The organism is Muricoccus pecuniae (assembly GCF_014199205.1).
Taxonomy (GTDB): Bacteria; Pseudomonadota; Alphaproteobacteria; order Acetobacterales; family Acetobacteraceae; genus Roseomonas; species Roseomonas pecuniae.
The window spans coordinates 20,772-41,858 of sequence record NZ_JACIJD010000009.1; the positions used below are offsets into that span (position 1 = coordinate 20,772).

Annotated in this window: 21 protein-coding genes; 10 read left to right on the plus strand and 11 right to left on the minus strand. The window is 73.5% G+C overall.

Features of this window, described 5'->3' with window-relative positions:
• Nucleotides 1-79 precede the first annotated feature (79 nt).
• Nucleotides 80-703, minus strand: a complete 624-nt coding sequence (locus tag FHS87_RS10910) for a flavin reductase family protein (RefSeq protein ID WP_184517721.1) — start codon at nt 701-703, stop codon at nt 80-82.
• A 5-nt stretch (nt 704-708) separates the two neighbouring features.
• On the minus strand, nt 709-1,446 hold the full coding sequence (gloB, locus tag FHS87_RS10915) for a hydroxyacylglutathione hydrolase (protein WP_184517723.1): 738 nt from the start codon (nt 1,444-1,446) through the stop codon (nt 709-711).
• Between the two features lie 63 nt (nt 1,447-1,509).
• On the opposite strand from gloB, the gene FHS87_RS10920 reads away from it, so the two are divergent.
• The gene (locus FHS87_RS10920; protein ID WP_184517725.1) at nt 1,510-2,319 is read left to right on the plus strand and encodes a class I SAM-dependent methyltransferase; all 810 of its coding nucleotides are present in this window, start codon (nt 1,510-1,512) and stop codon (nt 2,317-2,319) included.
• Between the two features lie 28 nt (nt 2,320-2,347).
• Here FHS87_RS10920 and FHS87_RS24620 read toward each other — a convergent pair whose 3' ends face one another.
• From FHS87_RS24620 to FHS87_RS10945, 5 genes are all read right to left on the minus strand, one after another.
• Complete coding sequence (locus FHS87_RS24620; RefSeq protein ID WP_184517727.1) at nt 2,348-3,037, minus strand: phosphoribosyl-ATP diphosphatase; 690 nt, start codon at nt 3,035-3,037, stop codon at nt 2,348-2,350.
• Nucleotides 3,037-3,816: an imidazole glycerol phosphate synthase subunit HisF gene (hisF, locus tag FHS87_RS10930; RefSeq protein WP_184517729.1), complete on the minus strand. Its 780-nt coding sequence runs from the start codon at nt 3,814-3,816 to the stop codon at nt 3,037-3,039. Before hisF ends, FHS87_RS24620 begins: the two co-directional genes overlap by 1 nt.
• A 61-nt stretch (nt 3,817-3,877) precedes the next feature.
• Nucleotides 3,878-4,714 (minus strand): SirB1 family protein, encoded by an 837-nt coding sequence (locus tag FHS87_RS10935; RefSeq protein WP_184517731.1) that lies wholly within the window; start codon nt 4,712-4,714, stop codon nt 3,878-3,880.
• Nucleotides 4,714-5,103, minus strand: a complete 390-nt coding sequence (locus tag FHS87_RS10940; RefSeq protein WP_184517733.1) for a histidine triad nucleotide-binding protein — start codon at nt 5,101-5,103, stop codon at nt 4,714-4,716. Before FHS87_RS10940 ends, FHS87_RS10935 begins: the two co-directional genes overlap by 1 nt.
• Nucleotides 5,104-5,203: 100 nt before the next feature.
• Entirely contained in the window at nt 5,204-6,811 is a 1,608-nt protein-coding gene (locus FHS87_RS10945; protein WP_184517736.1) for a bifunctional metallophosphatase/5'-nucleotidase, read from the minus strand.
• Nucleotides 6,812-7,108: 297 nt separating this feature from the next.
• On the opposite strand from FHS87_RS10945, the gene FHS87_RS10950 reads away from it, so the two are divergent.
• The 5 genes from FHS87_RS10950 to FHS87_RS10970 all read left to right on the plus strand — a co-directional run bounded on the left by FHS87_RS10950 (nt 7,109) and on the right by FHS87_RS10970 (nt 10,769).
• The gene (locus FHS87_RS10950) at nt 7,109-8,017 is read left to right on the plus strand and encodes a sulfite exporter TauE/SafE family protein (protein ID WP_184517739.1); all 909 of its coding nucleotides are present in this window, start codon (nt 7,109-7,111) and stop codon (nt 8,015-8,017) included.
• A complete protein-coding gene (locus tag FHS87_RS10955; RefSeq protein ID WP_184517742.1) occupies nt 8,014-8,856 on the plus strand; it encodes a TIGR02186 family protein in 843 nt (280 codons plus the stop codon). The genes FHS87_RS10950 and FHS87_RS10955 overlap by 4 nt, the downstream gene beginning before the upstream one ends.
• A 35-nt stretch (nt 8,857-8,891) precedes the next feature.
• The gene (locus FHS87_RS10960; protein ID WP_184517745.1) at nt 8,892-9,356 is read left to right on the plus strand and encodes a universal stress protein; all 465 of its coding nucleotides are present in this window, start codon (nt 8,892-8,894) and stop codon (nt 9,354-9,356) included.
• Nucleotides 9,357-9,505: 149 nt separating this feature from the next.
• Nucleotides 9,506-10,069, plus strand: a complete 564-nt coding sequence (locus FHS87_RS10965; protein ID WP_184517748.1) for a NifU family protein — start codon at nt 9,506-9,508, stop codon at nt 10,067-10,069.
• Between the two features lie 88 nt (nt 10,070-10,157).
• Nucleotides 10,158-10,769, plus strand: coding sequence for a malonic semialdehyde reductase (locus FHS87_RS10970; protein ID WP_184517751.1), 612 nt, complete (start codon nt 10,158-10,160; stop codon nt 10,767-10,769).
• Between the two features lie 48 nt (nt 10,770-10,817).
• Here the strand turns inward: FHS87_RS10970 and FHS87_RS10975 are convergent, their stop codons facing one another.
• Complete coding sequence (locus tag FHS87_RS10975) at nt 10,818-12,854, minus strand: TonB-dependent receptor plug domain-containing protein (protein ID WP_184517754.1); 2,037 nt, start codon at nt 12,852-12,854, stop codon at nt 10,818-10,820.
• 2 nt (nt 12,855-12,856) lie between these two features.
• Nucleotides 12,857-13,363 carry a YfiR/HmsC family protein gene (locus FHS87_RS10980; RefSeq protein WP_184517772.1) on the minus strand — a complete coding sequence of 169 codons (507 nt, stop codon included), beginning with the start codon at nt 13,361-13,363 and terminating at the stop codon, nt 12,857-12,859.
• 253 nt (nt 13,364-13,616) lie between these two features.
• Here FHS87_RS10980 and FHS87_RS10985 point away from each other — a divergent pair, with 253 nt between their 5' ends.
• Nucleotides 13,617-15,521 carry a putative bifunctional diguanylate cyclase/phosphodiesterase gene (locus FHS87_RS10985; RefSeq protein ID WP_184517775.1) on the plus strand — a complete coding sequence of 635 codons (1,905 nt, stop codon included), beginning with the start codon at nt 13,617-13,619 and terminating at the stop codon, nt 15,519-15,521.
• Here FHS87_RS10985 and hemE read toward each other — a convergent pair.
• On the minus strand, nt 15,518-16,567 hold the full coding sequence (hemE, locus tag FHS87_RS10990) for a uroporphyrinogen decarboxylase (RefSeq protein WP_184517808.1): 1,050 nt from the start codon (nt 16,565-16,567) through the stop codon (nt 15,518-15,520). The genes FHS87_RS10985 and hemE overlap by 4 nt on opposite strands.
• Nucleotides 16,568-16,898: 331 nt before the next feature.
• Here hemE and FHS87_RS10995 point away from each other — a divergent pair, with 331 nt between their 5' ends.
• Nucleotides 16,899-17,774 carry a pyruvate, water dikinase regulatory protein gene (locus FHS87_RS10995; protein ID WP_184517812.1) on the plus strand — a complete coding sequence of 292 codons (876 nt, stop codon included), beginning with the start codon at nt 16,899-16,901 and terminating at the stop codon, nt 17,772-17,774.
• Nucleotides 17,771-18,394 (plus strand): Maf family protein, encoded by a 624-nt coding sequence (locus FHS87_RS11000; protein ID WP_184517815.1) that lies wholly within the window; start codon nt 17,771-17,773, stop codon nt 18,392-18,394. Before FHS87_RS10995 ends, FHS87_RS11000 begins: the two co-directional genes overlap by 4 nt.
• A gap of 45 nt (nt 18,395-18,439) precedes the next feature.
• Here the strand turns inward: FHS87_RS11000 and phaR are convergent, their stop codons facing one another.
• Nucleotides 18,440-19,060: a polyhydroxyalkanoate synthesis repressor PhaR gene (gene phaR, locus FHS87_RS11005; RefSeq protein WP_184517818.1), complete on the minus strand. Its 621-nt coding sequence runs from the start codon at nt 19,058-19,060 to the stop codon at nt 18,440-18,442.
• A 718-nt stretch (nt 19,061-19,778) separates the two neighbouring features.
• On the opposite strand from phaR, the gene FHS87_RS11010 reads away from it, so the two are divergent.
• Nucleotides 19,779-21,086 carry an alpha/beta fold hydrolase gene (locus FHS87_RS11010; RefSeq protein ID WP_184517821.1) on the plus strand — a complete coding sequence of 436 codons (1,308 nt, stop codon included), beginning with the start codon at nt 19,779-19,781 and terminating at the stop codon, nt 21,084-21,086.
• Nucleotide 21,087 lies beyond the last annotated feature (1 nt).

Below are 21,087 nucleotides of genomic sequence, written 5' to 3' on the forward strand. Positions count from 1 at the left end.
ATCCGTGAGGGCGTGGCCGGCAGGTTAGGCCGGGGCGCCCCGCGCCGCGATACCCCCCCGGCGAGGCCGCGGCGCCCCTTCAGCGCACCGGGGGGAAGGACCCGCCATCGGCCGGGCGCAGCACCTCGAAGATCTCCGTCACCTGCGCGTAGTCGCGGTAGCCCAGCCGGGCGATCGTGCCGGCGGCCACGGCGTCGAACCGGCCATCCCGCAGATAGGCCTCGTGGATGTGGACGCCCACGACCTGGCCGATGGTGAGGAACCCGTTGCTCGGCCGGCCGTCCTGGTCGTGCAGCTCCATCGCGTGCACCACGCGGCACTCCAGCGCGGCGGGGCTGGCCGCCACGCGCGGCGGGCGCACCAGCCGGCTGGGGGCGGCGGGGATGCCGGCCTCGTCGAACTCGCTCACCCCCTCCGGCGTGTTGCCGGAGGAGGCGTTCATCGCGTCGAACAGCGCGCGCGTCGCGAGGCTGAAGACGAACTCGCCCGTCGCGCGCGCATTGGCGGCTGAGTGCTTCATCCCCTCGCTGCCGAAGGCGATCATCGGCGGCGCGTTGTGGAGCATGGAGAAGTAGCTGTAGGGGGCGAGGTTCACCCGCCCCTCCGCGTCCACGGTGGAGATCCAGCCGATCGGGCGCGGGGCCACGATCGCCTTCATGGGGTCCCAGGGCAGGCCGTGGCCGTTCTTCGGCTCGTAGAACACCGGCCCTAGCCCTTGAACACGTCCTTGCCCGCGCGCCGCTCGGCGAGCTGGGCCACGTCCCGCGCGCGGAGGAAGGGGTTGGTGGCCCGCTCCCCGTCGAGCGTGGTCGGGACCGTCGGCTGGCCGGCCTTGCGCTGCGTGCGGACCTCCTCGGCGCGGGCGCGCAGCGCCGCGTTGTCCGGCTCCACGGTCAGGGCGAAGCGGGCGTTGCTCTCGGTGTACTCGTGGCCGCAGAGGACGAGCGTGTTGCCGGGCAGGGCGTTCAGGAGCTGCAGGGCGCGGTACATGTCCTCCGGCGTGCCCTCCAGCAGCCTCCCGCAGCCGAGCGAGAAGAGCGTGTCGCCGCAGAGAACGGCATGGGCGTCCGCGATGTAGAGGGCGATATGGCCGAGAGTGTGGCCGGGGCTGTCCAGCACCTCGATGCTGCCGCTGCCGAGCGGGATGTGGTCCCCGGGCTTCACCGAGAGGTCGAGCCTCGGCAGGCGTCGGGCGTCGGCGGCGGCGCCCAGCACCTTCGCGCCGGTCGCGCGCACCACCTCCTCCACGCCGTCGATGTGGTCGGGGTGGTGGTGGGTGAGCAGCACCCAGTCCAGCCGGCCGGGCTCGGGCATATCCCCCAGCGCCTCGAGGCAGGGAGCGGCCTCGCCGGGATCGCAGAGCGCGACCGTGCCCGTGGCCTCGTCCCGCAGCAGCCAGGCGTAGTTGTCCGAGAGGTTGGGCACGGCCCGGATCGTCCACGTCATGCGCTGCTCCTCCATCGCGCCGACCCGCTGTCACCGCGGCGCCGGACGCCCTATATCCGACGCATGGGCGCCGAGGTCCACTTCACCGCCTGGGGATTGCAGGGCTTCTACGACGCGCCGCTCGGCGCGGTGACGCGGCGCATCCTGCGCTCGCGGCTGCGGGAGATCTGGCCGGAACTGACGGGGCAGGAGGTGCTCGGCCTCGGCCATGCCGGGCCCTATCTTCGCCTCTGGCGGCGCGGGGCGGCGCGGCTGGTCTCGGCCACCCCCGTCGCGCTCACCGCCGGGGCCGGCATGGCCCCCTGGCCGCCCGACGGCCGCTGCGCCGCGGCGCTGGTGGAGGAGGACCACCTCCCCTTCGCCGACATGTCCTTCGACAACATCCTCCTCGTCCACGGGCTGGAAGCCGCCGAGAACGCGCGCCGCCTGCTGCGCGAGGCCTGGCGCGTGCTGCGGCCGGAGGGGCGGCTGCTGGCGGTGGTGCCCAACCGCCGCTCGCCCTGGGCCCTTCTCGAGCGCACCCCCTTCGGCCACGGGCAGCCCTACTCCCCCGGCCAGCTCGCGCGGCTGCTGGAGCGCTCGATGTTCACGGTGGAGCGGCGGGAGGCAGCGCTGTTCATCCCGCCCTTCGGCCTGCGCCCCTTGCTCGGCGGCGCGCGGATGTGGGAGGCGGCCGGGCGGTCGCTCGCGCCGCGCTTCGGCGGGGTGGCCATCATCGAGGCGCGCAAGGCGGTGATGGGCCTCATCCCCGCCGAGCCGGTGCGCGCGCGGCGGGTGCGGGTGGCGCAGGCGCGCTGGATCGTGGCGGATGGGGCCGCGCGCCCCGCCGCCCGCGCGCCGGGCGGGGCCGCCGCGGCGGGAGGGGCGGACTAGCCGCCGCCCCGGGGAACCATGTGGTCCCTCAGGGCAGCTTCGTGGTCTCGCCCGCCTTCAGGACGCCCGCGACGGAGAGGTTCTGGCGCGAGGCCTTCTCGGCGATGCCGCTGATCCCCTCGCGCCGCGCCAGCTCGGTCCAGACATCCTCGGGCCGGATGCCCGCATCCACCCAGACGACGATGAGGTGGTAGAGCAGGTCCGCGCTCTCGCCGATCAGGGCGCGGCGGTTGCCGGCCATCGCCTCGATCACCGTCTCCACCGCCTCCTCGCCGAGCTTCTGCGCCACCTTGGCCGTGCCGCGGGCGAGCAGGCGGGCGGAGTGGGAGGTCTCCACATCGCCCGAGAGGCGCCGCTCCTCCACCTTCGCCCAGAGCCGGTCGAGCACGGCCGCCACCGGATCGCCCGCCGGCGGGTCGAGCGGGCCGAGATGGCGCGCCTCGGCCCGGCGCACACCCTTGGGCGGCGGGGCGTTGGGGATGGGCGCGTCGGCCAGGTCCTGCGGTACGGGAAGAGGCGGCGTCAGGCGCAGGTCCTCCTTCCACTTCGCCGGCTTCAGCTTCGGCTTGGGCTTCGCTTTCGGCTTCGGCTTCGCAGCCGCCTTGGGCGGGGCCTTCGCGCGCTTCTTCGGCGGGGCCGCCTTGGCGGTCGCCTTCTTGCGCGGCGTCTCCTCGGCGGCGGCGGCGCGCTTCTTGCGCGGCTTCGCTTCCTTGCCCATCAGGCCGTCTCCAGGGGTTCGGTCGCCGGGCGCACCGGCCAGCCGGCGGCGGCCAGCGCGGCCTTCGCCTCGGCGATGCGGAAATGCCCGTAGTGGAAGATGCTGGCCGCCAGCAGCCCCGTGGCCCCGGCCGCCGCGCCTTCGGCGAAGTGCTCCAGCCTGCCCACCCCGCCCGAGGCGACGATGGGCAGCCGCACGGCCGAGCGCACCGCCCGCAGGAGGTCGAGGTCGAAGCCCTCCCCCGTGCCGTCGCGGTCCATCGAGGTCAGCAGGATCTCGCCGGCGCCGAGGGCTTCCACCCGGCGGGCCCATTCCACCGCGTCCACCCCCGTCTCGCGCCGGCCGCCATGGGTGAAGATCTCCCACCGGCCCGGCGCCACGCGGCGGGCGTCCACGGCGACGACGATCGCCTGGCTGCCGAAGGCCTCCGCGCCGCGGCGGACGAGCTCGGGGTCGGCCAGCGCGGCGGAGTTCACCGAGACCTTGTCCGCCCCCGCGAGCAGCAGGGCGCGCATGTCCTCCACGCTCCGCACGCCGCCGCCCACGGTCAGCGGGATGAACACCTCCGCCGCCGTGCGGGACACCACGTCGAGCATCGTGCCGCGGTTCTCATGCGTCGCGCCGATGTCGAGGAAGGTAATCTCGTCCGCCCCCTCCCGGTCATAGGCGCGGGCCTGCTCCACCGGGTCCCCGGCATCGCGCAGGGCGACGAAGTTCACGCCCTTCACGACGCGGCCGTCCTTCACGTCGAGGCAGGGGATCACGCGAAGCGCCAGCATGGGACGGCCTCCCGATTATTCTGTTAGGCGGATTGCTCTCGGAAATGAGAGGGGTCAAGCGCTAGTTCAACCGCGCCCGCCATTCCTCGATCATCTCCCGCCCGCGTGTGGCCGCCTCGCCCGTCGGAACCTGCTCGAGGAAGCGCTCCATGTCCTCGATGGCCGCGCCCAGCCGCCCGAGGCGCGCGTTCATCACCGCCGCCTCCCGCCAGAGCGGCGCGGCGTCCGGCGCGAGGCGAAGCATGTCGTTCGTGCAGGCGAGCGCGCCCTCGATGTCGTTCTCCGCCAGGCGGCGCAGGCGGATGTTCGTCTGCAGCCGCAGCAGCACGGCGCGGCGGCTCATCGGGGCCAGCATCCCCGGGCGCAGCTCCGCCTGCGGCCCCTCCACGCGCTTGATGAGGGCGCGCAGCGCGGGCACGGGCAGCGCGTGGCCGCCCCCGAAGGGGTCCACCACCACCGCGCTCCCCTTGGCCGAACCGTCCAGCGAGACGAGGAAGTGGCCGGGGAAGTCGAGGCCCCGCGCCGCCCATCCCGCGGCCTCCGCCAGATGCAGCCAGAGCAGGCCGATCGCCACGGGCAGGCCGCGGCGCCGCTCCGTCACCCGGATTAGGTTGGCGTTGCGGAGGTCGTCATAGGTCTCGGAATCCCCGGCATAGCCGCCCTCCTCGTGGATGACGCGGGCCAGCAGCGCGCGGCGCCCCTCGGCATCGGCGGGCGGCGCCGTGGTCAGCACGGCGCGGGTGAGGGCGGAGATGCGCTCGGCCGCCGCGCGCCAGTCGGCCTCGGGCGCGTCGATCCGGGCGAATTGCAGCGCGACGCCGGCGAGGTCCAGCTCGTCGTCCGGCAGCCGGCCGGCGGCCTCGATCGCGGCGCGGGCCTCGGCGACGGGATCGGGCATCAGGCCGCCTGGCCCGGGACCATGCGCCCGAGCATCCGCCCGCCGAAGAGGTGGACGTGGAAGTGCGGCACCTCCTGCCCCCCTTCCTGCCCCATATTCGTCAGGGCGCGGTAGCCATGCGCCTCCAGCCCGAGTTCCTTCGCCACCCGGCCCACCGCGCGCCAGAAGCCCGCGATCTCGGCATCCGAGGCGCTCGCGGCGAAATCGGCGAGGGAGACATAGGCGCCGCGCGGGATCACCAGCACGTGGACGGGCGCCTGCGGGTTGATGTCGTGGAAGGCGACGGCGAACTCGTCCTCATGGACGCGCCGGCTCGGGATCTCGCCGCGCAGGATGCGGGCGAAAATGTTGCTCTCGTCATAGGGCGGCAGGCCGGTGACCGCGGACATGTCGGCTCCTCATCTGGCCCTCCCTCTCTAGGCGAGAGAGAGGGGGAGCGGAATTCCCTCCCGGACCCGCTTTCCCTGCGCCATCCCGGGCGCGGCGGCATTAACCCTTCGCAATCCGCCCATCGAGCACCGGCGCCACCCGGCCGCGCGCGGAGAGGTGATCGGCCACCACATCCTCCAGCGGCGGCCCGTCGTCATAGGCCTCCAGCGCCGCGTCGCGCAGCACGGCGTAGCCGTCCCCGCCCGCCCGCATGAAGTTGTTCGTCACCACGCGATAGGCGCGGTCGTTCTCCAGCGGCCCATCGGCCGTGCGCACCTCGCGCAGGCGCTGCCCCGGCGGGGCGGCGGGGTCGAAGGCGATGCGCAGCCCCGCGACCTGCGGGAAGCGCCCGGCTGCGGCGGGCAGGCGGGACAGCCCGTTCTCCAGCGCTGCGCGGAGGGCGCCGCCGCGGATGGTCAGCGTCGCCAGCGTGTTGCCGAAGGGGAGCACGGCGAGCACGTCGCCCAGCGTCAGCATCCCGGCCGGCAGGGAGGCGCGCAGCCCGCCGGCATTGACCACGGCGATCTCCGCGCCGGGGATCCGCGCCAGCGCCGCCTCGGCCACGAGGCTCCCCAGGGCGCATTCCCCGTCCCGGCAGGAGGCGTCGGGGAAGGGGCCCTCCGCCAGGGCGAGGGGGCGGCGCCGGATTTCCCCGAGAGGCGCGGCGTACTCCGCCACCACCGCGGCGACCGCCGGGTCCTCCGCCACATCGGGGCCGATCGGGCGCACGGTGCCGCCATGGCGGGCGACGCCTCCATCCGTGCCGAGATCGAGGTCCAGCCGCCCGAGATAGCGCCCGTGGCAGGCGACCTGGGCGATCCGCACGTCCCGCCCGCGCCCGGCGACCAGGAGGGGATGCGGCCCGACGGCGCCGGCCAGCCCGTCCGCGAGCAGGAGGTGGGAATGGCCGCCGATGATCGCGTCGATCCCCTCCACCTCCGCCGCCAGCCGCCGGTCCGCGGGCAGGCCGAGATGGGAGAGCACCACCACCGTGCCGATGCCCCGCCGGCGCAGATCGAGGGCCGCGCGCTCGGCCGCCTCCATCGGGTCGGTGAAGCGGAGGTTCGGGCCGGGGGAGGAGGAGGTCGCCGTCTCCGGCGTGGTCAGCCCCACCACCCCGATCCGCGCGCCGGCCGATTCGAGCACGGCAGAGGCGGTGACGCGGTCCCGCAGCAGGGGCTCCGCGCGGGTGTCGAGATTCGCCGAGAGCAGGGGGAAGGGCACGGCGGCGGCGTAGCGGGCGAGGTTCTCCGGCCCGTTGTCGAACTCGTGGTTGCCGAGCGACATGGCCATGGTGCCCACCGCCCGCTGCACCGCCGCCTCCGCCAGGCCGCGGTGCAGGGTGTAGTAGAGGCTGCCCATGAACTGGTCGCCCGCGTCCAGCAGGAAGGGCGCGCGGCCCTCGGCCAGTGCGGCCGCCCGCGCCTCGCGGATCGCGCCCGCCAGCCGCGCGGCGCCGCCGGCGCAGGGCCCGCCCTCGCGGCAGAGGCTCCCGCCCTCGGCCACGCCCTCGTGCTTGGAGTGGAAGTCGTTGAGGTGGAGGAGGGCGATCCGCGCGCCCCCGGCCGCCGCGGCGCGGCGCAGGGAGGGCGCCGCGAGAGAGATCCCCGCCGCCGCGCGCAGCAGGCCGCGCCGGGAGAGGTGATGCTGTGCCGTTCGCTGCCGCATGGAAACCCCTTCTCGCCGGCCTTCCGGAAGGCGCGGCCGCATCCAGATGTGGCGCGGCCACACCCGGGCGCCGGATCTTCCGACGCCCGGCGCCGGGCCGTAATGTGCCTTGCACGGGCGCCGGTGCGGGTTCAAACGGCCCGCTCCCGTTTCGCTCGTCAAGAGCGCGGCGCGGAGTCGCAGATCGCGCCGCTCCAGGCCCGTCCCGGATCGGAGCGGCCCCGCCCGCGCGCGGCCCGCGCGGAACCAGCGCGCCCCCCAGGATCAGTCCCGGGCCGGGGGAGGAGCGGCGAACGCATGTCCGTCTACCTGCCCATCGCCGAGATGTCGGTGGATGCCCTGCTGCTGCTGGGCATCGGCCTGGGCGTGGGATGGCTGTCCGGCCTTTTCGGCGTGGGCGGCGGCTTCCTGCTGACGCCGCTGCTGATCCTCATCGGTATCCCCGCCCCCGTGGCCGTGGCCTCGGGCGCGAACCAGACGCTCGGCGCCTCCGTCTCCGGCCTCATCGCCCAGTGGCGGCGGGGGAACGTGGACCCCCGCATGGGGGTGGTGCTGCTGGTCGCCGGCCTCGCCGGCTCCTTCGCCGGCACGCAGCTCTTCGTGCTGCTGCGGCGGCTCGGGCAGGTGGATCTGGCCGTCTCGCTCTTCTACGTCGTCGTGCTCGGCACGGTGGGCGCGCTGATGGTGCGCGAGAGCCTGCGCGCCATCCTCCGCCGCCGCCGGCTGGCGCCCGCGCGCACGCACCAGCATTCCTGGCTGCACGGCCTGCCCTTCAAGATGCGCTTCCGGCGCTCGCGCCTCTACATCTCGGTCATCCCGCCCGCTCTGGTGGGCTTCGGCATCGGCATCCTCTCGGCCGTCATGGGGGTCGGCGGCGGCTTCATGCTCGTGCCCGCCATGATCTACGTGCTGGGCATGCCGACGACGACGACGATCGGCACCTCGCTCTTCCAGGTTACCTTCGTCAGCGCCAACGTCACCCTTCTCCAGGCCCTGCAGACGGGGTCGGTGGACATCGTGCTCACCCTGCTGCTGCTGGCGGGCGGGGTGGCGGGCGCGCAGTTCGGCGCGGCCATGGGCACGCGGCTGCGGGGGGAGGAGACGCGGGCGCTGCTCGGGCTGCTCGTGCTCTCCGTGGCGCTGCGGCTGCTCTGGGACCTGCTGGAGACGCCCGGCAGCCTCTACTTCCTCGGCACGGCGACGTGACCTCGCCGGGGCTCGTGCCGGGGGGGCGGCACGGCCGCCGGCCGCCCGTGCCGTGGCGGCCGGTCCTGCGCCTGCTGCTGGTCCTCTCCGCCGTCCTGCTCCTCCCCTGGCTGGCGCCGCCCGCCCGGGCTCAGCGCGACGACGCCGCGCCCCAGCCCGGCCCCGCCCTGGCCGCCGAGCTCGCCCAGCCCCGCATCGCCGTGGACACCGCCTTCACCGGCACCGACCTCCTCGTCTTCGGCGCGACCGACCGGCTGATCGGCCCGACGGGGGACAACGTGGTCGTGCTCGGCCTCGGTGCGGCGCGGGACGTGCTGGTGCGGCGCCGCGTGAAGCGGCTGGGCATCTGGGTGAACGGGCCCTCCGCGCGTTTCCGGGAGGTGCCGAGCTACTACGCCCTCGTCTCCACCGCGCCGGTGGCCGGGCTGCTGGACGAGCCCGCCCGGCGCGAGCGGCGGCTCGGGCTGGAGCTGCTCACCGCCCGCCTGCCCGGCCCGCGCGACCCCGAGTTCCGCCGCGCGCTGATCGAGCTCAAGCAGGGCTCGGAGGGATGGAACGAGGAGGAGAGCCGGGTGGAGGTGTCGGGCGGCCGGCTCTTCCATGCCCGCCTGCCCCTGCCCTCCACCATCGCCACGGGGGACTACATGGTGCAGGTGATGCTCGTGCGCGCCGGGCGGATCATCGCGCGGCAGGAACTCTCCTTCCGGGTGGACCGGGTGGGCGCCACGGCGCGGATCGCCTCTGTTTCACGCGACCACCCCTTGCTGTATGGCCTGGCCTGCATCGCCCTCGCGGCGCTGGCGGGATGGTTCGGCAGCGTCGTCTTCCGCCGGGGCTGAGGGCCTGGGCTGAGGGAAAGGACAGGGATCGCCGCATGCCGCAGGACCGCGTCTTCCTCGTGGTGGTGGACGACAGCCCGGAAAAGGCCGTCGCGCTGCGCTACGCCTGCCTGCGCGTCCGCAAGTCCGGCGGCCGCGTCGCCCTGCTGCGCATCACCGAGCCGCCGGAGATGCAGGAATGGGCGGGGATCGCCGCGCTGATGCAGGAGGAGCGGCGGCAGGAGGCCGAGCAGCTCCTCTCCGCCCTCGCCGCGGAGGTGGAGGAGATGACGGGCGCCCTGCCCCTTCAACTCATTCGGGAGGGCGACCCGGTGGAGGAGGTGCTGGAGGTCCTGGCCGAGGACCCCCGGATCTCCATCCTCGTCCTCGCCACCGCCACCGAGGGCGGGCCCGGGCCCCTGACCACGGCGCTGACGGGCCGCCATGCCGGGGCGCTGCGCTGCCCCATCACCCTGGTCCCCGGCGGCATGACGGATGCGGAGCTGGACCGGGTGACCTGAGCGCCCGCGCGGGAGGGCGCCGGCGCGACACGGCCGGCCCCGAGCCCGCCGCAGCCCACCCCCGCGCGGTGAATGGTTGCGCCCCCGCCCTCCCTGCCCCACATCCCGGCCAGGACGGCGGCGCGGCCGCCGCGAAGGGGAATTCCCGCATGTTCATCGAGACCGAGGCGACGCCGAACCCCGCGACCCTCAAGTTCCTTCCCGGCCAGCCCGTGATGGGCGACCGCGGCACCGCCGACTTCGTCTCCCCCGAGACCGCCGCCCGCTCCCCCCTGGCCGAGCGCCTCTTCCAGCTCGACGGCGTGGCCCGCGTCTTCCTCGGCGCCGACTTCGTGACGGTGACGAAGGCGAATGGCGCCGACTGGGTCGATCTCCGCCCGCAGGTGCTCGGCGCGCTGATGGAGCACGCCATGGCGGGCCGCCCCATCCTGGCCGGCGACGAGGCCGAGGACGACGCGGAGGACACCGATCCCGCCGATGCCGAGGTGGTGGCCCAGATCAAGGAGCTGCTGGACACCCGCGTGCGCCCGGCCGTGGCGGGGGATGGCGGCGACATCGTCTTCCGCGGCTTCCGCGACGGCATCGTGCGGCTGCGCATGCAGGGCGCCTGCTCCGGCTGCCCCTCCTCCCGCGCGACGCTGAAGCACGGGGTGGAGAACATGCTGCGCCACTACGTGCCGGAGGTGGTGGCGGTGGAGCAGGTCGAGGCCTGACATTCACCGGGCAGATGGAGGCTATGCCGCCAGGGGATTGGCCGTGCGTCCCCGGGGCGGCAAGTATCGGAACCAAGGAGATCACCCTATGCCCGATACGAATGTGACGAGCACCGAGCGCCTGGACGACACGGCGCTCGACCGCCTCTTCCGCCGCGCCCGCACCGCCAATGCCTGGCAGGACCGCCCCGTCACCGATGAGACGCTGCGTCAGCTCTACGACCTCGTCTCCCTCGGCCCGACCAGCGCCAACCAGCTCCCCGGCCGCTTCGTCTTCGTGCGCAGCCCGGAGGGGAGGGAGAAGCTGCTGCAGGCCGTCTCGGCCGGCAACCTGGAGAAGACGCGCACCGCGCCGGTGACGGCCGTCATCGCCTACGACCCGCAGTTCTATGAGCAGCTTCCCCGTCTGTTCCCGCATGCCGACGCGAAGTCCTGGTTCACGGGCAAGCCGGAATTCGCCGAGCGCAGCGCCCTCGTGAACTCCACGCTGCAGGCGGCCTACCTCATCCTCGCCGCCCGCTCGCTCGGGCTGGATGCGGGGCCGATGGGCGGCTTCGATGCCAAGAAGACGGACGAATTGTTCCTCGCCGAGAGCGGCTGGAAGTCCACCATGCTCATCAATCTCGGCTACGGCGATCATTCCAAGACTTTCGATCGCCTGCCGCGCCTGGGCTTCAACGAGGCCGCTGTCCTCGCCTGAACACCGCTTTCCCCGGGGCGGGGTTCCGCCCCGGAGGATCGCCCGGTCCTAGAAGTCGAAGCGGAGCGAGAGATAGACACTCCGCTCGGCCTCGGCCCCGATGCCCTGCCGCTGCCGCTCGTGCAGCAGGTTCGAACCCTCGATCGCCACGGTGACGCCCTCGGCCAGCTTGTAGCCCAGCCGTGCCGCGACCGAGGCGTGGTCGCCGACGCGCACGGGAAGAATGCCCCGATCCGTCACGCGATAGCCCTCGAGCGAGGTGGCGTAGCGGGCGAAGAGGTCGGCCCGCAGCGGCCCCTGTCCCCAGCCCAGCCGGGCCGAAACGAGGTTCCGGGGCGAGGCGTGGCCGAAGTTCGCGAGGCTCGACCGGTCGCCCTCCTCCACTGCCGCGAGGCGGTACTCGGCACCCCAGTCGAAGTTCCCGCCCAGGCGGCCGGCGGCGGAAAGCTCCACCCCGTAGGCCTGCGAGCTGTCGAGGTTGTAGGGAATGATCGCTGAGGGCAGGCCGCCGGTCGGGAAGGCGCCCAGCGAGGCGCTGACGTTGCGGTTGGTCTGGTAGAAGCCGGTGACGCCGACGCGGCCGTCAATCGCTGCCACCTGCCGGCTGTAGCCGATCTCGTAATTGTCCGCCGTGCTCGGCTTCAGCAGGGGCGAGCCGATGATGGCGAGGCCGAAGCTGGGCACCACGACCCGCGCGCCCATGTCGAAGAAGCCGGGAACGCCGACGCCGCGCGAGGCCGAGAGGCGAACCGTCTCGATGTCGGTCGCGCGCCAGACCAGGCCCGCATTCCAGGAGAGCGCACCGTAGTCCCGATCGTAGTCACGATCCTGGAAAGGGAAGAAGGGGCTGTCGAAGCCTTTCGCCTGAAGCCAGAGATGGTCGTAGCGCAGCGCGCCCGTCCATTCGAGGCTGGGCGTGACGGCCCAGTTCCACATCACCCCGGCAGCGGCGACGTCGTAGCCGCCCTCCAGCCCGCGCAGCGGCGAGGTATCGATGAAGGAACCGCTTCCGTTCTGATCGCGGGTGCTGATCGTGTTGTGGCGGTACTCGAGGAAGGGACGCAGCGTGTGCGCGGCGTTGAGCTTCACCGTGTCGCTAAGCTGCGCGATCGTCACCCCCTGGCTGAGTAGCGGCGTGCCGGCGAGATTCGTGTCCAGCGCATTGTGGTAGATCGAGGCGCCGATCAGCCCGGCTCCCGTCTCGGCCGTCATCCGCCCCCGCAGGCTCCAGGTCTTGACGTCCCAGGGCAGCAGCAGCCCGGGAAGCTGGAACTCGGTGCCGATCGAGCGGGAGTAGGACGCGTCGAACCCGGCCCAGACCGCGTCGCTGATCCGGAAGGAGGCATCGGCCGCGAACTGGCCGTGCGAGACGTCGCGCCCCGCGCCGATGCCGAGCTCGAAAGCCTCGTAGCCCCGGCGCCAGGCATCCTGCTCGCGTAGCCCGCCCGATACGCGCAGGCCCGAGCCGCCGCCCAGCGGCGCGGTCACCACGCCGGAGACCTCGCCGTAATGCCTCGTGCCGCCACGGGCGACGAGGTTGGTCACGCGGTCATGCGCGGGATCGAAGGTGAGGATGTTGATCACGCCCGCGACCGCGTTGAAGCCGAACAGCGCGCTGTTCGGGCCGCGCACCACCTCGATCTGCCGGATCTCGGAGAGCTGGACGGGCAGGTTGTCCCACGACGTCCGGCCGAAGGCGTCGAGATAGACCTGCCGGCCATTCACCAGCACCAGCATCCGCTGCGTGTTGGGCGCGGCATAGCCGCGGGCGGTGACCGAGAAGTCCTGCGGGCCGTACTGCTGCACATCGAGTGAGGTGAAGCGCGCGAGCACGGTGGGGATGTCGTTCGCCCCGGAGCGCCGGATCTGCTCGGCGGTGATGATGTCCATCGCCACGGGCACGTCGGAGGCGCGCTGGGGCTTGCCGGTCGCGCTCGTCGTAACGGGTTCGCCGAACAGCTCCTCCAGCGCGTTGCGGTCCAGCCCCTGCGCTCCGGCACCGGCCGCGAGGGCGAGGGAGAAGAGGCCCGCACAAGCGGCGGCAAGCCGGACGGACGGGCCGCTCCGGCCCTTGCATGCGGTCACGATCAACGCTCCTGGATCATCATTCGGAAGGCCGCGGCGAAGTTGATGCCCGCGGCCTGGGCGGCGGTGCGGTTCACGAGGATTTCCACCCGGGGCTCGCCGCGCACGACCATCACGACGGAGCCCGAATCGATCAGCGAGCGGTCGGAGGCGATGGTCAGGACCGAGCGCCCCGCAACCGCCCCGGCGATCGCCGCGGCGTGCGGCACCGCCGCCTCCGTCAGCAGCAGGGCGGCCACGGGCGCGCTGGCCACGCCCTCCACCGTCACCAGCCGGGGCCGCACGACGAGGTTCCCCGCCCGTATGCCCTCGCCGAAGGAGGCGGCGATGCGGGTGGCCTCCTCCCGGGCGGCAGCGGATTGCTGGGGATAAACGACGCCGACCTCCGCCGTGCCGGCGGGCGGGCGCTCGAGGAAGCCGAGGGCGCGGGCGAGGACCTGCAGGTCGCGCGGCGTGGGATCCGCCGCCGCGCCCAGCGGCAGGGCAAGGCCGGCGAGAAGGGCGAGCACCGGGCGAGCACCGGCGCGAAGCCTTCTCCGCCCCTTGCCTTGCGCGCCGGCGGGCCGCGGCCCGCACGATCGGGAGGTGTTCCTGCGCGGCAAGCTGGTTTGTCCCGTGGTCGTGCCCGTGGTGGTTTCGCCGCGGAAATCGACGGCATCGGCAGACTGACCGGACAAGCTGAATAAAAAGCGAATGCGGTCCCGGAAATTTTTGGGGCCACGTTGAGGAATTGTTTGCGAAGGCGGCCGCAGGGTGGCCCCGATGTCCGTCAGCATCCTCATCGGCCAGGGGCCGGTCACGCAGCTGCTAGCCCGCACCGCTAGGGCCTGCGGCCTCGTGCGCGGCGAGACGGACGTCCCTGAGGAGGAGGCGGCCCCGAACCGCGCCGTAACTCTCACCGTCACCACGCTGGCCGGCCTCGCCGCCCTGGTGATCGCCGCGACGGTCCCGATCACCTATCTCTCGGCCGCCCGCTACCGCGTGCTCGGTGCGCTGGAGGCCAGCGCCACGCTCCATGCGGCGGAGATAGCGGAACTGGCCCGGGCGAATCCGGCACTGTGGGAGTTCGACGGCCTGCGCGTCTCGGCCCCGGCCCGCGGCAGGGCCTCGTCGGAGCGCCGGCGCGTGCTGGACGTGAAGGGGCGCCTGATCATCGAATCCGTGCCCGGCGAGGAACTCGCCTGGCCGGTCCTGACGCATCGCGAGCCCGTCATGCAGGACGGAAAGCTCGTCGGCCAGGCCGAGGCGGCGCGCTCCATGCGCGGCCCGTTGCTGACGACCGGGCTACTGGCCCTCTGCTCCGCCCTGCTGGGCGGCCTCATCTTCGCCGTGCTGCGCGTGCTGCCGCTGCGGCTGCTGAACCAGGCCCTGGCGCGCGCGAGCTACCTCGCGGCGCATGACCTCCTCACCGGCTTGCCGAACCGCCGCCTGTTCGGGGACCGGCTGAAGCACGCGCTGGCCGCTTCCCGGCGGGAGGGAACGTCGCTCGCGGTCCTCTGTCTCGACCTCGACCGCTTCAAGGAGGTGAACGACACGCTCGGCCACGCGGCGGGCGACCAGCTGCTGAAGGTTGTGGCCGCGCGCATGACCGCCGTGCTGCGCGAGAGCGACACCCTGGCCCGGCTGGGAGGGGACGAGTTCGCGGTGGTCCAGCCCAAGGCGTCCCAGCCCGAGGCGTCCGACGCGCTCGCGCGCCGGCTGATCTCCGTGCTGGAGGAGCCGATCGATCTCGACGGCCATGTCGTCACCGTCGGCGTCAGCATCGGCATCGCCATGGCGGAGACCGACGGGCAGGCCAGCGCGGTGCAGCTCATGCGCGACGCCGATCTCGCCCTCTATCAGGCCAAGGAGAACGGGCGGGGCGGCTACTCCTTCTTCTCGCCCGAGATGAACCGCAAGCTCGTCGAGCGCCGGGCGCTGGAGGCCGATCTCCGGCTCGCCCTGGAGAAGGGTGGCCTCTACCTCGTCTACCAGCCGCAGGTGGACCTGGAGTCGGGGGCGATCACCGGGGCGGAGGCGCTTCTGCGCTGGGAGCGGCCCGGCATCGGCAACATGCCGCCCGACCGCTTCATCTCGGTCGCGGAGGAAACCGGCCTGATCGGGCAGATCGGCGCCTGGACCCTCATGCAGGCCTGCCACGAGGCCGTCTCCTGGCCGGAGGGGATGAGCGTGGCCGTCAACGTCTCCCCCGTGCAGTTCCGCCAGGGCGGGCTGTACGACGCCGTGGTGGCCGCGCTGGAGAGCAGCGGCCTAGCGCCGGGATGCCTGGAGATCGAGATCACCGAGGGCGTGCTCCTCAACGACACTGACGAGACGCTCGCCATCCTCCGCCGGCTGCGGGGACTGGGCATCCGGATCGCGATGGACGATTTCGGCACCGGGTATTCCAGCCTGGGCTACCTGCAGAAATTCCCCTTCGACAAGGTGAAGATCGACCGCTCCTTTATCAGCCATCTCGGCGAGGACCGCAGCGCGGAGGCGATCGTGCGGGCCGTGGTGGGCATGAGCCACGCGCTCGGCGTGCGCACGATCGCCGAAGGGGTCGAGACCCAGGCACAGGCGGAGCTGCTGCGCGACAAGGGCTGCGAGGCGGTGCAGGGCTTCCTGTTCGGCAGGCCCATGTCGGCCGGAAACCTCGCCGAGCAGATGGCCGCCCCCCGGGCCTAGCCCCGCTTCACCTGCCGGACGAGCGCGGCGACGTGCTCGATCGGCGTGTCCGGCGTGATGCCGTGGCCGAGGTTGAAGACGAAGGGGCGGCCGCGCATCGCGTCCAGGATCCCCGCCGTGGCCGCCTCCAGCGCCTCGCCGCCGGCAACCAGGGTGCGGGCGTCGAGATTGCCCTGGAGGGTGACGCCCCGCGGCAGCTCGCCGCGCAGGTCCACCGTCTCGTCCAGCCCCACCGCATTCACCCCGGCCGCCGCCGCATAGGCCGGGATGCCGGGGCCGGCGAGGCGGGGGAAGCCGATCAGGGGGTAGTCGGCCCCCAGCCGGGCGCGGAGGCGGGCCGTGAGGGCCGCCGTGGGCCCGATGACCCAGCGCTCGAACCCCTCGGGCGGGAGCAGCCCGGCCCAGGAGTCGAAGAGCATGAGCGCCTCCGCCCCCGCCTCGGCCTGGGCCACGAGATAGGCCTCGGCCGCGTCCAGCAGGCTGGCGAAGAGCGTCTCCAGCAGGGCGGGGTCCCTCTCGGCCATGCGGCGGGCCTCCGGGAAGCCGTGGCCGCCGCGGCCGTCGATCATGTAGCAGGCCACCGTCCAGGGGGCGCCCGCGAAGCCGATGAGGGCGGTGCCGGGATGGTCGCGCTCCAGGCCCGCCCGGATGCGGGCGACCGTCTCCATGATCGGCGCGGCGCGCTGGGCGGCCCCTTCCGGGCGGAGGGCGGCGATGGCGGCCGCGTCGCGCACGGGGTCCAGGATGGGGCCCACCCCCTCGGCGCCGCCGCGGCCGTAATGCAGGGGCTGGCCCATGGCCCAGGGCAGCATGGGCAGGTCGGTGAAGAGGATGGCCGCGTCCATGGGGAAGCGGCGGAGGGGCTGGAAGGTGACCTCGGCCGAGAGCTCGGGGTTCAGGCAGAGCTCGATGAAGCCGCCCGCCTTCTCCTTCGCCGCGCGGTATTCCGGCAGGTACCGCCCGGCCTGGCGCATGAGCCAGATCGGGGGCGGCCAGACGGCCTCGCCGGCCAGGGCGCGGAGGAAGGGCTTGTCCACGGCGTTCATGGCCCCCCTTTCACTCTAATCTTTGTTCTTTGGAAAGAAGGGGTGGTTGGTTGATGCCTGTGAGTCCTGTGGACGCAACCGGCGGCACGCGCCGTCCCGAGGGTTTTCCACAGGCTGGGAGGGGATGCGACTCGCTAATCAGAGCCGAGTCGGTGACTCGCCCCGCAGGACTCAGATGCGGGCGGGGGATTCCATCCCGGGTGGCGTGAGTCGTGACTCGCCCTCCCCGTGACTCATACGGGGGTGCGAAGCGGGGGGAACTATCCCCAGGACTCACCTTCGTGAGTCGCATCCTCCCCAGGAGCGGCGGCTTTGGGCTAGGCTCCGGGCGATGCCCCGCACGACCAATCTCCACCTCGTCTCCGACAGCACGGGCGAGACGCTGAACTCCATGGCCCGGGCGACGCTCGCGCGCTTCGAGGAGCCACATGTCATCCAGCACCGCTGGTTCCTCGTCCGCTCCCGCTTCCAGCTGGAACAGGTGCTGGAGGGGATCCAGGCGGAGCCGGGGCCAGTGCTCTTCACCCTGGCGGACAAGTCGCTCCGCCACAGCCTGGAGGAGTTCTGCGGGCGGTTGGGCGTGACCTCCCTCTCCGTCCTCGACCCGACGCTCGACCTCCTGCAGCGCGAGATCGGCGCGGCCGCGAAGGAGAAGCGCGCGGCGCAGCACGTGCTGGACGCCGATTATTTCCGCCGCATCGACGCCATGCACTACGTGCTGGCCCATGACGACGGCCAGGGCACGGCCGGCATCTTCGAGGCCGATGTCTGCCTCGTCGGCGTGTCCCGCAGCAGCAAGACGCCGACCTGCTTCTACCTCGCCAACCGCGGCATCAAGGCGGCCAACGTGCCGATCGTGCCGGGCGCGCCCCTGCCGGCGGAGCTGGACAACCCCCCCTGCCCCGTCGTCGGGCTGACGATCGAGGTGAACGCGCTGCTGGAGATCCGCCGGCACCGGCTGAAGCTCATCGGCACCGGCGGCGTGCGCCAGGACACGACGGACTATGTGGACCCCGAGGCGGTGAAGGCCGAAATCCTCGCCGCCCGCCGCCTCTGCACCGCCCGCGGCTGGCCGGTGATCGACGTGACGCGCCGGAGCATCGAGGAGACGGCCGCCACCGTGCTCCAGCTCATGGAGGCCTGGCACGCGCGCTCGGCGGCGCCGGGCACGCCGCACGGGGCCAACCAGGGGCCGCCGGCCCGATGAGCGCGGGGGCGTTCCAGGCGGGGGACCCGCCGCTGGTGCTCGCTAGCGCCTCCTCCGCGCGGCGGGCGGTGATGGAGGCGGCAGGGCTGCGCTTCGAGGCCCTGGCGGCCGCGGTGGACGAGGCCGCGATCAAGGAGAGCGCCCGGGCCGAGGGCATCCCTGCCGCCGATGCCGCGATGATGCTGGCCGAGGCGAAGGCCCGCCGCATCGCCGCGCGGCGGCCGGAGGCGCTGGTGATCGGCTGCGACCAGATCCTCGTGCTGGAGGACCGCTGGTTCGACAAGCCCGCCAGCCCCGCCGAGGCGCGCGCCCATCTCGAAGCCCTGCGGGGCCGCACGCACCGGCTGGTGACCGCCGTGCTCTGCTGGCGGGGCGGGCAGCGGGTCTGGCAGCACGTCGCGACGCCGCGCCTGACCATGCGCCCGGTCTCGGACGCCTTCCTGGACGCCTATCTCGCCCTGGAGGCGGAGGCGGTGACCTCCACCGTCGGCGCCTACCGGCTGGAGGGGCCGGGCATCCACCTCTTCGACGCGCTGGAGGGGGAGCAGGCATCGATCCTCGGCCTGCCCCTGCTGCCGCTGCTCGGCTTCCTCCGCCAGCACGGGGTGCTGCTGCGCTGACCCCGCTATGTTGACCCCAATACGCTGATCCCGGGCGGGGCGGCGTCAGCGCGCTCCGCTCTCGCCCTTCAGCGTCGCTAGCTCCTGCCGGAGGGCGGCGATCTCGTCGCGCATCGCCTGAGCCTCGTCCGGCGGGCTCGCCTGGGCGGTGCTGGCCCCCGCGCCGCGCGGGAAGGGGGAGAAGAGGGTCATGGCGCGCTCCAGCATCGCCAGGTTCTGCTTGCCCATCTCCTCGAAGGGGGCGAAGGCGTTGAAGCCGCCGATGGCACCGCCCATCGCCTCCTGCGCCGCGCGGCGCATGCCCTCCTGCTGGCGGGCGAAGGTGCCCATCGTCGCCTCGAGATAGCGGGGCACGACGGATTGCAGGCTGTCCCCGTAGAGGCCGATGAGCTGGCGGAGGAAGGGGATCGGCAGGAGGTTCTGCCCCTTGCTCTCCTCCTCCACGATGATCTGGGTGAGGACGGAGCGCGTGATGTCCTCGCCCGACTTGGCGTCGGAGACGGTGAAGTCCCGCCCCTGGCGCACCATGCCCGCGAGGTCCTCCAGCGTGACGTAGGAGGAGGTCTCGGTGTTGTAGAGCCGCCGGTTGGCGTATTTCTTCACCACCACGGGCGGGCGCGCCGGGGTGTCGGGCGTCTGGCCCTGCGGGGCGACGGTTTCGGCCATGCGCAGTTGTCCTCCCTGGGGCTCGGCCCCGATCGTCGTCCTGCTTGCGCCCGGGGCGGGTTGCCGCCTTGATGCCGGGCCGGGTCCTGATGGTAGACCCGCCATGCCGCACTGCGGAAGCCGCTTCGCGGCGAAAGCGATACGCACCCGTCACGGAGGCAATGCCGGCGACGGGCCGCGGTTTCGGGGATGCCAGCCGGGGAATGGATGAAGCCTTCAGGAAGCAGCGAGGGGCAGGCGGAGGACGTGCCGGACCTGGCGCGCCTCGCCGCGGACTGGATCGCCCTCTGGCAGGGCGAGATGGCGGCCATGGCGGCGGATCCCGAGCTGCTGGCCGGCTGGTCCGCTGCGGCAGCGGGGTGGATGCGCGCATGGGCGGCCCCGCCCCCCGGCCCCGCGGCCGGCTGGCCCTCCCCCTTCGGCCAGCCCTTCGCCCCGGGCCTGGCGCAGGCTTTCACCCCGGCGCAGCCCTGGCCCTGGCCGCCCGTTCCCCCGGGATGGGGAGCCCCGCCCGCCATGCCGCCGGCGATGCCACCGGTGATGCCGTCCTGGCCGGTGCCGTCCTGGCCGATGCCACCTGGCGCCCCGCCTCCGGCCCCCTGGCCCGGTGCCGGCCCCGCCTGGCCGCCGGGCTCGCCCTTCCCCTATCCCTCCCCCGTCCCGCTGGGCTGGCCGGCCGCGCCTGGGGGATCGCCTGGGGGACCGGGACCCGCGCCGCATGAGCCCGCGCCGCGGCCCGCGCCCCCTGCCGGCGCATCTGAACCTGGCGATGGGCCGGGCCCTGCTCGCCCTGGCCTCGATCCCGGGGGGGCCGATGCCGCCCTCACCCGGCTCGACGCCCTGGAGCGCGAGCTGGCCGGGCTTCGCGCCGCGCTCGCCGGCGGGGAGGGCCGAGCGCGACCGGATCCTGGCAAGCCCCGCCGCCGCTGATCCCGAGCGGCTGCGCGCCGCGGTGTGGCGCCAGCTCTGGCGGGAGGACGCCGCCCTCATCCGCGGCATCGCCGCCTATCGGGAGCATCCCTGGCGGCGCGAGCCGGCCGACCCCCCTTCCCTCTGGTCCGAGGGCGGGGCCCGGCTGCTGGACTACGGAGGAGTGGGGCCGGCGGCCCTCTTCGTGCCGTCGCTGGTCAACCGCGCCTCGGTGCTGGACCTCATGCCCGGCCATTCCATGCTCCGCTGGCTGGCGGGGCAGGGGGTGCGGGTGCTGCTGCTGGACTGGGGCAGCCCCGGCCCGGCCGAGCGCGCCTTCACCCTCACGGACTTCATCGCCGGCCGGCTGGAGCGCGCCCTCGGGGTCGCGACCGGGGCGGCGGGCGGCCCTGTGGCCCTGGTGGGCTATTGCATGGGCGGGTTGCTCACCCTCGCCTCGGCCCTGCGGCGCCCGGAGGCGGTGCGCGGCCTCGCCCTGCTCGCGACGCCCTGGGACTTCCATGCCGGGGGGGAGGGGGCCGCCACCCGCGCCCGCTCCGCCGCCTCCCTCCTGCCGGTGCTCGAACCCGTGATGGAGGGGCTGGGCGCCCTGCCCGTGGACCATCTCCAGCTCCTCTTCGCCGGGCTCGATCCCTTCGGCATCGCGCGCAAGTTCCGCGCCTTCGGCCGGCTCGACCCCACCTCCCCCCGCGCCGCGCATTTCGTGGCGCTGGAGGACTGGCTAAACGACGGCATCCCCCTGCCCGCCCCCGTGGCGCGCGAGTGCCTCGGCGGCTGGTACGGCGCTAACACGCCGGTGCGGGGGGAGTGGCGCGTCGCGGGCGCGCCGGTGGAGCCCGCCGCTTGGCGCGGGCCCTCCTTCCTGGCGATCCCGCGCGGCGACCGGATCGTGCCGCCCGAGAGCGCCCGGGCCCTGGCCGCGTGCCTGCCGGGCGCCGCGGTGCTGGACGTTTCCGCCGGGCATATCGGCATGGCTGCGGGGATGAAGGCCGAGGCGGTGCTCTGGGCGCCCCTGCGCGACTGGCTGCGTGATCCCGGGCCGACAGGCCCCGGGCCGACAGGCCCCGGGCCGGCAGGCCCAGGGCCGGGATCCTGAG